This window comes from Flavobacterium sp., assembly GCF_044373165.1.
GTDB lineage: Bacteria > Bacteroidota > Bacteroidia > Flavobacteriales > Flavobacteriaceae > Flavobacterium.
Window position 1 is genome coordinate 1 of sequence record NZ_JBILQL010000083.1, and the last position, 10,826, is coordinate 10,826.

Genomic DNA, 10,826 nt, shown 5'->3' on the forward strand with positions numbered 1-10,826 from the left:
AAACTCCTCAAAAAGTCTGATTATCAGTTATGGATTCTTACTGGGATTGGTAAGTATTTTAATGTCTGTCTTAAAATATGTTCTTTCAAGCAACTATTTAGAGAAAAATTTCATTGAAACCTCGGTTGGCATATTAATCACAGTTGCCTTAGTGGTCATTCCGATTTACACCTTCAGAAAAAACAACAATGGCCTTTTGTCGTTGAGTCAGTCCATCAAAATTGGTTTAGGGGTTTCTGCTATAGCGGGTATTATTGGTGCCATTTATTTCTTTGTATTTGCCAATTACATCCAGCCCGACTTTGCTGATAATTTAATGAATGTACAAATGAAAGAAGCGATGGAATCAAATCCGAATGTTTCCGAAGCCCAAATGCAAGAAGGTATGGAAATGGCTAAAAGTTTCATGATGCCGATGTTTTACGCGATGGTAGTACTTTCCAACTTGTTTTTTGGATTAATCATTTCATTAATAGCCGGATTGATTTTAAGAAAAGAGTAAAATGAATCTATCCATTATTATTCCGCTTTTAAACGAGCAGGAATCTTTGCCCGAATTACACCAATGGATTGTCAAAGTAATGACAGCCCACAACTATACCTATGAAGTTATCTTTATTGACGATGGAAGTACTGATGACTCATGGCAAATCATTGACGATTTATCAAAAACCAATCCGAACGTAAAAGGGATTCGATTTCTGAGAAACTTTGGAAAATCGCAAGCCTTACATGCCGGTTTTGCCAAAGCACAAGGCGATGTCGTAATCACCATGGATGCTGATTTACAAGACAGTCCCGACGAGATTCCGGATTTGTACAATATGGTAATGACCCAAAATTTCGATTTGGTATCCGGTTGGAAAAAGAAGCGTTATGATTCGGTGGTGATGAAAAACTTACCTTCAAAACTATTCAATTGGGCCGCTCGTAAAACTTCCGGCGTTTATTTAAACGATTTCAATTGCGGCTTAAAAGCTTATAAAAATGTTGTGATCAAAAACATTGAAGTGTCAGGCGAAATGCACCGTTACATTCCGGTGTTAGCCAAAAATGCCGGTTTTGGAAAAATTGGTGAAAAAGTGGTCATCCATCAAGCCCGAAAATACGGTGAATCCAAATTTGGCATGAGTCGATTCATTAATGGTTTTTTGGATTTAATCACTATATGGTTTTTATCCCGTTACGGCAAAAGACCGATGCACCTTTTCGGAGCCTTTGGCGTACTGATGTTTGTGATTGGATTTTTAGCTACCGGAGCAATCATTGCCTTAAAATTAATCAAACTTTATTCCGGCTATCATACCATTTTGGTAACTGATAATCCATTATTTTATATTGCGTTAACTGCAATGATTTTAGGGTCACAATTATTCCTTGCGGGATTTTTGGGAGAAATCATTCTCCGTACCAAAAACAATGAAGAACGTTACAAAATTTCCACCGAAGTAAATCTTTAATTTATTTCAAATAAATTACCCTCATGCATATCGACAAAGCCATACTAGACAAAGTAAACGAATGGTTCACCCCAACCTTCGATAATGATACTCAAAATCAAATCAAAGAAATGATGACGACTTCTCCTAAAAATTTAGAGGAGAGTTTTTATAAAAATTTGGAATTCGGCACCGGTGGCATGCGTGGGATTATGGGCGTTGGTACCAATCGAATCAACAAATACACTTTGGGCAAAAATACTCAAGGTATTTCAGACTATTTAAAAAAATCCTTTCCCGGAGAAGACTTAAAAGTAGTCATAGCCTACGACTGTCGCCACAACAGCGATACTTTAGGAAAAGTAGTAGCCGATGTATTTTCGGCTAACGGCATTAAGGTGTTTCTTTTCTCGGAAATGCGACCGACTCCTGAACTCTCTTTCGCTTTGAAATACTTGCATTGTCATGCCGGAATTGTTTTAACGGCATCTCACAATCCACCGGAGTATAACGGTTATAAAGTGTATTGGCAAGATGGCGGTCAATTGGTTCCGCCTCAAGATGAAGAAATCATACAAGTGATTGAAGACTTAAAATACAGCGAAATTAAATTCGAAGCCAATAATAGTTTAATTGAGTACATCGATACTGAAATTGACAATGCCTTTGTAGATTCAACAATTGCCAATGCCAGTTTTAATACTTCGGCAACGGCAAAAGCCAATTTAAAAATCGTTTATACTTCGCTTCACGGAACTTCTATAAAATCAGTACCAAGTGTTTTAGCCAAAGCCGGTTATACCGATGTAAATATCGTTCCGGAACAAGCCGAACCAAATGGTAATTTCCCAACGGTAGTTTCCCCGAATCCGGAAGAACCGGAAGCATTAACAATGGCCTTGGCCTTAGCAGAAAAATTGAAAGCGGATATTGTTTTTGGAACGGATCCAGATAGTGATCGCCTTGGTGTTGCAGTTCGTGACAATCAAAACAATATGATATTGCTTAACGGCAACCAAACGATGGTTGTAATGACCAACTACTTATTGGAACAATGGAAAAAAGCCGGGAAGATTAACGGGAAACAATTCATCGGTTCGACTATCGTTTCTACGCCAATGATGTTGGAATTAGCTTCTGCTTATGGTGTTGAATGTAAAGTTGGTTTGACCGGTTTTAAATGGATAGCCAAGTTTATCAAAGATTTCCCTGAACTCGAATTCATTGGTGGCGGAGAAGAAAGTTTTGGCTTTATGGTTGGTGATGCGGTTCGTGACAAAGATGCGGTTGGTGCTATTTTATTAATGTGTGAAATAGCCGCACAAGCCAAACAAAACAACAGTTCGGTTTACCAATATTTACAACAGATGTATGTAGATTTCGGATTTTATAAAGAACACCTAATTTCACTAACTAAAAAAGGCATCGAAGGCGCAAACGAAATCAAACAAATGATGATTGATTTGCGAGACAATCCGGTGGCAGAAATCAACGGGCAACGAGTAATTATGGTAGAAGACTATCAAAACTCGACGGCTAAAAATTTATTGACTGGTGAAATGGAAACCTTATTGATTCCTAAATCAAATGTATTGATTTATTATTTGGAAGACGGTTCTAAAATCTGCGCTCGTCCCAGCGGTACTGAGCCGAAAATTAAATTCTACTTCAGCGTAAATTGTGCTATTACAGGCTTAAACGATATCCCGGAAGCCGAAATACAATTGGATCAAAAAATTAAAAATATCATTGCGGAAATGCAGTTGAACTAATGGACGAGAATTTAAAGAAGATTATTCCTTTTGCCAAGAAATACAAGAGTAACGTTATTTGGAATGTTATTCACAACGTCTTGTACGCCCTTTTCGGAACCATAGGAATGGTCATGATTTTTCCGGTTTTAAAAGTACTTTTCGGGAATGAAGAAAAAGTCACACAATTACCAACTTATAAAGGAATCACCAGTATTGACGAATATTTAAACGACACGCTCTTTTATTACGTTAATTATTTTTCGGAAACACACGGGCCTAATTATGCATTGCTATTGACGGTTGCCATAGTTGTTGTTACCTTTTTATTTAAGAACCTATTTGGCTATTTGGGATTACAAAATTTAACCAAGTTAAAAACAGGTGTACTTCGTGACTTGCGTGAAAAAATGTTTAAAAAAATCATTGAACTCCCTGTTCCTTATTATTCTGAAAAAAGAAAAGGCGACATTATGGCGCGCATGCTGGGAGATATCAATGAAGTGCAAAACTCGTTTTTCATGGTGTTGGAACTTATCATCAAAGAACCCTTAACCATTGTTTTTTCGTTGATTGCCATGATTAATATAAGTTGGAAATTGACACTTTTCGTTTTTATTTTCATCCCAATCTCAGGATTTATTATTTCTAAAATTGGCAAATCACTCAAATTAAAATCGAAAAAAGCGCAACAAGAAAATGGTCATTTAATTTCGGTAGTAGAAGAAACTTTATCAGGACTAAAAGTCGTTAAAAGTTACAATGCAGAAAACTATTTTTCGCAAACTTTTAATGATTCAGTCAATCGATTATATAAATTAACCAACAGTATTGGGAAGAAAAACAATTTGGCTTCTCCTATGTCGGAGTTTTTAGGGATAGTAGTAATATCTGTTTTGTTGTTCTATGGCGGCAATTTGGTTTTGGTTGAAAAGTCACTCGATGGTTCATTGTTTATTGCTTATATCGGTTTGGCCTACAATATTTTAACACCGGCCAAAGCCATATCTAAAGCCTCTTATCAAGTGAAAAACGGATTGGCAGCGGCAGAACGTGTTTTTGAAGTTTTAGAAGTAGAAAATACGATTACCGACAAGGTTGGCGCTTTGGAAGTGGAACATTTTAATACCCAAATCCAATTAAAAAACATCACTTTTGCTTATAATGATGAAGCGGTTCTCAAAAATTTCTCGCTCACTATTCCTAAAGGAAAAACTATAGCCTTGGTAGGACAATCAGGTTCGGGAAAAAGTACTATTGCCAATTTGTTGACTCGATTTTATGATGTAAATGAAGGAGAAATTTTAATCGACAATCACAACCTTAAAGACGTAACTATGAAATCATTACGTTCTTTAACCGGTTTGGTGACTCAAGACAGCATTATGTTCAACGGCACTATTAAAGACAACATTCGTTTGGGAAAATTAGACGCTACGGATGAAGAAATTATTGAAGCCTTAAAAATTGCCAATGCTTACGAGTTTGTTAAAGATTTACCGCAAGGTGTTGAAACTAATATAGGCGACAGTGGAAACAAACTTTCGGGCGGACAGAAACAACGTTTGTCTATTGCTCGTGCTGTATTGAAAAATCCACCGATCATGATTTTAGATGAAGCTACTTCAGCCTTAGATACCGAAAGTGAAAAGTTTGTACAAGTTGCCTTGGAAAACATGATGCAAAACCGAACTTCAGTTGTAATCGCGCATCGTTTGTCTACCATTCAAAAAGCGGATGTAATTGTAGTAATGCACAAAGGTGAAATTGTAGAACAAGGCACACACGACGAATTATTGGCTAAAAACGGTACTTACTCTAAATTAGTAGCCATGCAATCCTTTGAGTAGTTAAATTGGACGGTATTCCTCCGCTTTCCACTCTTTTGCCAATAAATCGATGTAGAAATAGTGCAAACGGTCTTCTTTATCGAAAGCCCCGTTTTTGTTGGTATCTTCAACCGTTCTGAAGTATAAGCGGTTTCGACTATCAACAACTTTCCAATCGATTAACTCTTGAAAATCAACCGAAATCTTGGTAAAGTTTTTCCCTGACACATCACTAATGTAAAGCGATTTGATATCACTATTGTCTAACTTATTGTCTTTATTGGTGTCCATATCAGCTAAAGTGTAAACCATCAATTGTTTTTTGGTTTTGTCTGCTGTCGATTTCAAGTAAGTTGCGGTTTCAATCAAAATAGCATTATCGCTTAAAGCATAAATGGTGTCTTTTCCTATTTCTTGAAACTTTAAATTTTTAAGATAACCTGTAATTTGGTATTCACCATAATTGGAAACCGTGTAGCCGGTATTAGAATCATAAGATGCTTTGATTCCCTTTTTATCACCGGAAACCGTACCTACCGGAAAAATCAAATAATTAGTCCCGTCCATATTAATAGGCAAATCGGCTATTTCAATTTGAGTAGTATCCTCCGGTACTTGAGTTTTGGTTTTGGCATTATCCTGATAAATCACCTTAGGTTTGGGCGCTTCTTCTTTTTTACAACTGATAACGGTTAGTGCAAAAACCAAGGTTATATAAAAAGTGTATTTTTTCATCTCATTCAATTTGTCTTTCAAAAATACAGATTTATTTTTAGAGTTTGGCAGTCAACTTTACATTGAATACTCGAGTAGTCATATAGTTTGGAATACCGTATTGGTTTTTGCTGTATACATCGCGTACCCAAGTGTTGGTAATGGCATTTTGATTGTTAAACAAATTGAAAATTTCAAAACCCAAAGACAAATCTTGGAATTTTTTCAACCAATGTCCGTTGGGTCTTTCATTGTTCTTTTCGGTCAACACATAAGAAAACCCTACATCGGCACGACGGTAATCTCTCAAACGGCTTTGATAAACGTAAGCATCGGCATAAGAAGGCGAACCACCCGGCAAACCGGTGTTGTACACCAAGTTTAAGTACAATTTCATATTCGGTAAATTCGGCATATAATCCTGGAATAAAATCCCCACTTTCAATCGTTGGTCTGTTGGACGAGCGATAAAACCTCTACCGTCTTGATTTTCTTCTGTTTTCATGTACCCGAAACTCAACCACGATTCGGTTCCCGGCACAAATTCACCGTTCAATCTCATGTCAAATCCATAAGCGTAAGCTTCTGCATTATTGTTGGCACGATAGCGAATTCGGACATTCTCTAAAGTGTAAGTATTAACATCTGTCATGCTTTTGTAATAAGCTTCGGTAACCAACTTAAACGGGCGTTTGCTCATTTTAAAATTATAATCATTACTCAAAACAAAATGCAGCGACTGTTGGGCTTTTACATTCGGGTTTACCATTCCGTTTAAATCTCTTAACTCACGATAAAACGGTGGTTGGTGGTACAATCCTGTGGCAAAACGAAAAACCATGTCTTTTTCCCAATCGGGTTTCAGCGTTAACTGTGCTCTCGGACTGATTACCATTTGGCTTTTTGCATTGGCTATTCCGTCACCGGAAACTGTCCAGTTGTGGAAACGCGCTCCGGCGGTAATCCAAAGATCACTGTTTCCAAGTTTGGTTTCGGTCTTCCATTGAGCAAAACCGGAGAAACGATCGATATCGATAAAATTGGTAGCTCTTACGTTTTGATAAGGTACTAACGGACCAACGTAAGGATTATAAGGCTGATCGTTAGGAATGTCAATTATTGGCGGATTGATAGAAAAACCGGCTGAATCAATCACTTCCCATTCTACGATACGGTCGCGGAAATTTTCACGAGTGTATTTAATACCCCAATCGATTTGGTGTTTTTTGGTATTGATGAAATGTGTTCCTTTGACTTCCGCATTAACAATCAAAGCGTCTAAATCGTTGCGAGCGTGATTCAGTTGGGTTCCGATGCCTCGATTGAAAGTTACTTCTCCCAAAGTTTCCGAACCGATATTGGTATCCACTTCTCCCAAAAAATAAGCTGCGAAAATATCAAAATACTCTTGTTCCTGAGTGTGATAAACGGAAGTAATGAAGCGGTAATTGTTGCTGTCATTCGGGCTGAAAGATGATTTGAAAGCGCCAAAAAGCGTTTGGTATTTGTCGTTTTCCTGTCCGTCATAAAAAACCTGTAACGCAATCGGTTCGTCTATCGTTCCGAAATTGGTTTGGCGTGTTAACGGTTGGTAATTGTACCTGTTTTGAGAAGCATTCCCTAAGAAACTGAACTGCCATTTGTCATTCGGCGAAAAATTCACATTGGTTTGCACATCCACAAAAGTAGGACGGAAATTGGTTTGTGTTTCCTGACTGTTTACCAAAAGAGAGTTGTCGCGATAGCGAATTCCGGTGATGGCCGACCATTTTTTGTTTTTAGAAATCCCTTCTCCGGTTAGACTACCGCCTAAAAAGCTGGCTTCGGCTGTCAGACCAAATTTGGTTGGTTTGCGGTAAGTAATATCTAAAACTGAAGACATTTTATCGCCGTATTTGGCTTGAAAACCACCGGCGGAAAAGTCAATTTTCTGCACCATATCAGTATTGGTAAAACTCAAACCTTCTTGTTGACCGGAACGAATTAAAAACGGACGGTATACTTCGATTTCGTTAACATACACCAAATTCTCATCGTAATTTCCGCCGCGAACATTGTATCCTGAACTCAATTCGTTGTTGGCATTCACACTCGGCAAAGCTTTTAAAACACTCTCTACTCCGGGCATAGCGCTGGGATTGGTCCTGATAGTTTCAGGTTCAATGGATGTAATCCCTTGTACTCTTCTTCGATTGCTCGTAATGATAACATCCGTGAGTTGTTCGGCTTTGTCATTCATCATCACATGGTATTCGAATTCTTCATTGGGTTTCAATTGCAGGGTTACCGTGATACTTTTTAACGAAGTATGGGTAAAAACCAACACCACTTTTTGATTGGCCGGTACGCTAATCTCATAAAAACCGTTTTTATCGGTAGTGGAAGTTTTGGTTTGGTAGCTCACATTGACATTTTCAACGGGTTTGTTGTTTTCGTCCAGAACTATTCCGGCTACTTTAGCGGTACTGTTTTGGGCCAAAACCATACAACTGAACGCTAAAAAAAGAAGTGTAAAAAGGAATTTATTTGTTTTCAAACTATGACTTTAAAGTTTCTGACTTCTAAAAAATTGTGTTTCAAAGATAGTAGAATTTCCAACATTATCGGTAATGACAATTTTTAAATCATTTTTCCCTTCGGCGACTATACCATCGTCAAAATGATGGAATAACTTTTTGGTTTTCGGTTCATACTCTAGTAAAATCCATTTACCGTTTAAAAAACCTTCCCATGTTTTTATTCCGGACAGGTCATCAGAAACAGTAAACACTAATGACTTTTGCTGACTAATCCATTGCCCGCCGATTCGTTTATCTGACTTTATTTTTGGTGGCATACTGTCTTTAAACAACTTGTAAGTACCCAAATACTTGGTGTAAACGGTAAACGAATTTTTATAACTTTTAGTATAATTGTAATAAGTCTTTTTCCCATCAATAGTTCCGATAAACATTTTTTTTCGCTCGGATGCTGTAGCCAAACTGTCTTCAAAAGTGATGGCAAGATTGGCAAAAGCCGGTTCAACATCATCGTGTAGGTAAGCGATGCCGTTTTTGACTTCAAAATCCATTTTAAAATCTTTTAAAAAAGCGTTGGCCGGAATAGTGACTGTTACATTCTCTAAAGCAAAAATCGATTCTTTCTCGGCTTTGACCCAATATTTTGAAGTAACCGGTTCTTCATTAACCTTAACCTGCATAGGTGAAAATTCAATCGGAATAAAAACCCGAGTGATGTTTTGACTAAAATCGGCTATTTCTATTTTATAGTTTTGAGTGATGTTTGAAGACACTTCTATCACCCCATTTTGATTACCGGATTGTATAATGCTCAACGGATAAGGCTTTTCGGCAAACAATTGCTGTACGCGTTGGCCGGTTTTTTTATACCTACCGTAATCAATTAAAGCATTAACATAGCGCGTTTCATCAAACGAAAAAGTATCGAATTGGTATTGAAAATCAAGCTTGCCGTTTTTAAAAGTCTGCACTTTGAAAACTCCATTCCCATTCCAAGACACATCATCATAATCAAAAGCAGTAATTCCGAAACCAATTTTTCCGTTGACCGAGACTTTCTCGGCTATGTAACTTCCATCTGTTTGCTGGGAAATGGATACAGCAAGTGGTCGTTGCGACTGATTGACAACAGAATTAGCACCCAAAGGATAAACAAATAAATTACTGAGCATTGGCCTTTTAGTATCCGGAAAAAAAGCATCGAAGCCAAAATACATCGGATTGATGACTTTTTCAGAGGCGGTATCCCGAATTTCAAAGTGCAAATGCGGCCCGTCTGAACCGCCGGTATTTCCGGACAAAGCTATAAGTTCTCCTTTCTTTACAACCAAATCATTCGCTGGTAAATAGGTGTCAATTTCATAAGATTTGGCTTTATACTGCTCTGTTTTAATTCGATTTTCAACTGGCCCTGAACCCGATTGTAAATGCCCGTAAACCGTTGTAAAACCATTGGGATGCGTAATGTAAATTGCTTTTCCGTAGCCGTTCACGGCAATTTTAATTCGAGATACATAACCATCGGCGGCGGCATAAATATTGAACCCTTCTTTTTGTTGGGTTTTAAAATCGAAACCGGAATGAAAATGATTGGGTCTTAACTCCCCAAAATTTCCGGAAAGCTGCAAAGGAATATCTAAGGGAGAACGAAAATAGTCCTTCGGATACTGATTTTGCGAGAAAATTAAGGAGGTGAAACAACAAAACAGCCAAATATTTTTCATAAAAAAGAAGTTTAAGCTAAAATAATAAAAAGTAAGTAATATTTTACGAAAATAAAAAATTAATTGTAACAGACTGAATTATAGTTGTTTAAAAATAAGCTAAATTTAGCGAGAAATAATTATTAAAACTATTGTGCAAACAAAATAGAATCCTAACTTTGTAAAGTAAGTAATGAATAAAGTAATTTATGAGTGAAATAGCAGAAATATTTGATTCTGTTGAAAGTAGAATTCAAAAACTTTTTATAAAAATAAACAGTTTAGAGGAGAATACTGCTGCCTTAAGAACAGAATTACAAAAAGCTGCTACACTGATTCAACAACAAAATGAACAAATCAAAATGTTGCAATCAGATTGCGAATCACTCAAAATGACCAATTCATTGCTAGGCGGTGAAGAAAATAAACGAGAGACGAAGCTTAAAATAAACTCATTAATCCGAGAAATAGACTATTGTATTGCACAATTAGCTGACTAAAAATGGAGAATAAGCTTAAAATAAAGTTATCAATTGCCGACAGAGTTTACCCTTTAACGGTTGACCCTTCGCAAGAAGAAGGACTGAGAAGTGCTTCGAAAAAAATTGAAGCTATGATTAAGCAATTTGAAGAAAACTATGCGGTACGTGATAAGCAAGATGTATTGGCGATGTGTGCTTTACAGTTTGCCTCACAAGTGGAACAAAAGCAAGTAGACAATGCTATTGACGGCAAACAAACGCAAGAAAGATTGCAAAAGATTAATGATTTATTGCTCGATTATCTCGAAAAAAAATAACGTTCTTAACATAGATTACGACACTGCCTACATTAGATTTTAATTGGTAAACTCAACACTAACAAATTAGAA

The 10,826-nt window shown here is 37.0% G+C and carries 9 protein-coding genes; 6 read left to right on the forward strand and 3 right to left on the reverse strand.

Annotated features, from left to right (window positions below; genetic code table 11):
- The 4 genes from ACIQ32_RS10005 to ACIQ32_RS10020 all read left to right on the forward strand — a co-directional run.
- A partial coding sequence (locus tag ACIQ32_RS10005) for a DUF4199 domain-containing protein (protein WP_396195552.1) occupies nucleotides 1-502 on the forward strand: 502 nt, incomplete at its 5' end.
- A 1-nt stretch (nucleotide 503) separates the two neighbouring features.
- Complete coding sequence (locus ACIQ32_RS10010; RefSeq protein WP_396195553.1) at nucleotides 504-1,460, forward strand: glycosyltransferase family 2 protein; 957 nt, start codon at nucleotides 504-506, stop codon at nucleotides 1,458-1,460.
- A gap of 23 nt (nucleotides 1,461-1,483) precedes the next feature.
- Nucleotides 1,484-3,211 (forward strand): phospho-sugar mutase, encoded by a 1,728-nt coding sequence (locus ACIQ32_RS10015; RefSeq protein ID WP_396195554.1) that lies wholly within the window; start codon nucleotides 1,484-1,486, stop codon nucleotides 3,209-3,211.
- On the forward strand, nucleotides 3,211-5,040 hold the full coding sequence (locus tag ACIQ32_RS10020) for an ABC transporter ATP-binding protein (RefSeq protein ID WP_396195555.1): 1,830 nt from the start codon (nucleotides 3,211-3,213) through the stop codon (nucleotides 5,038-5,040). Before ACIQ32_RS10015 ends, ACIQ32_RS10020 begins: the two co-directional genes overlap by 1 nt.
- Here ACIQ32_RS10020 and ACIQ32_RS10025 read toward each other — a convergent pair whose 3' ends face one another.
- From ACIQ32_RS10025 to ACIQ32_RS10035, 3 genes are read right to left on the reverse strand one after another with little or no spacing between them, the layout of a single operon-like run.
- The gene (locus ACIQ32_RS10025; protein ID WP_396195556.1) at nucleotides 5,041-5,754 is read right to left on the reverse strand and encodes a hypothetical protein; all 714 of its coding nucleotides are present in this window, start codon (nucleotides 5,752-5,754) and stop codon (nucleotides 5,041-5,043) included.
- Between the two features lie 37 nt (nucleotides 5,755-5,791).
- On the reverse strand, nucleotides 5,792-8,269 hold the full coding sequence (locus ACIQ32_RS10030; RefSeq protein WP_396195557.1) for a carboxypeptidase-like regulatory domain-containing protein: 2,478 nt from the start codon (nucleotides 8,267-8,269) through the stop codon (nucleotides 5,792-5,794).
- Nucleotides 8,270-8,278: 9 nt separating this feature from the next.
- Nucleotides 8,279-9,976: a M23 family metallopeptidase gene (locus ACIQ32_RS10035; RefSeq protein WP_396195558.1), complete on the reverse strand. Its 1,698-nt coding sequence runs from the start codon at nucleotides 9,974-9,976 to the stop codon at nucleotides 8,279-8,281.
- A gap of 188 nt (nucleotides 9,977-10,164) precedes the next feature.
- Between ACIQ32_RS10035 and ACIQ32_RS10040 the strand changes: the two genes are divergently transcribed.
- Nucleotides 10,165-10,455 carry a hypothetical protein gene (locus tag ACIQ32_RS10040; RefSeq protein ID WP_396195559.1) on the forward strand — a complete coding sequence of 97 codons (291 nt, stop codon included), beginning with the start codon at nucleotides 10,165-10,167 and terminating at the stop codon, nucleotides 10,453-10,455.
- A 2-nt stretch (nucleotides 10,456-10,457) separates the two neighbouring features.
- The gene (locus tag ACIQ32_RS10045; protein ID WP_396195560.1) at nucleotides 10,458-10,754 is read left to right on the forward strand and encodes a cell division protein ZapA; all 297 of its coding nucleotides are present in this window, start codon (nucleotides 10,458-10,460) and stop codon (nucleotides 10,752-10,754) included.
- Nucleotides 10,755-10,826: the final 72 nt, after the last annotated feature.

Bases quoted from the DNA above. Each gene is read 5' to 3' on its own strand.
- ACIQ32_RS10010 (WP_396195553.1), top strand. From the start codon at position 504: ATGAATCTATCCATTATTATTCCGCTTTTAAACGAGCAGGAATCTTTG.
- ACIQ32_RS10015 (WP_396195554.1), top strand. From the start codon at position 1,484: ATGCATATCGACAAAGCCATACTAGACAAAGTAAACGAATGGTTCACC.
- ACIQ32_RS10020 (WP_396195555.1), top strand. From the start codon at position 3,211: ATGGACGAGAATTTAAAGAAGATTATTCCTTTTGCCAAGAAATACAAG.
- ACIQ32_RS10025 (WP_396195556.1), bottom strand. From the start codon at position 5,754: ATGAAAAAATACACTTTTTATATAACCTTGGTTTTTGCACTAACCGTT.
- ACIQ32_RS10035 (WP_396195558.1), bottom strand. From the start codon at position 9,976: ATGAAAAATATTTGGCTGTTTTGTTGTTTCACCTCCTTAATTTTCTCG.
- ACIQ32_RS10040 (WP_396195559.1), top strand. From the start codon at position 10,165: ATGAGTGAAATAGCAGAAATATTTGATTCTGTTGAAAGTAGAATTCAA.
- ACIQ32_RS10045 (WP_396195560.1), top strand. From the start codon at position 10,458: ATGGAGAATAAGCTTAAAATAAAGTTATCAATTGCCGACAGAGTTTAC.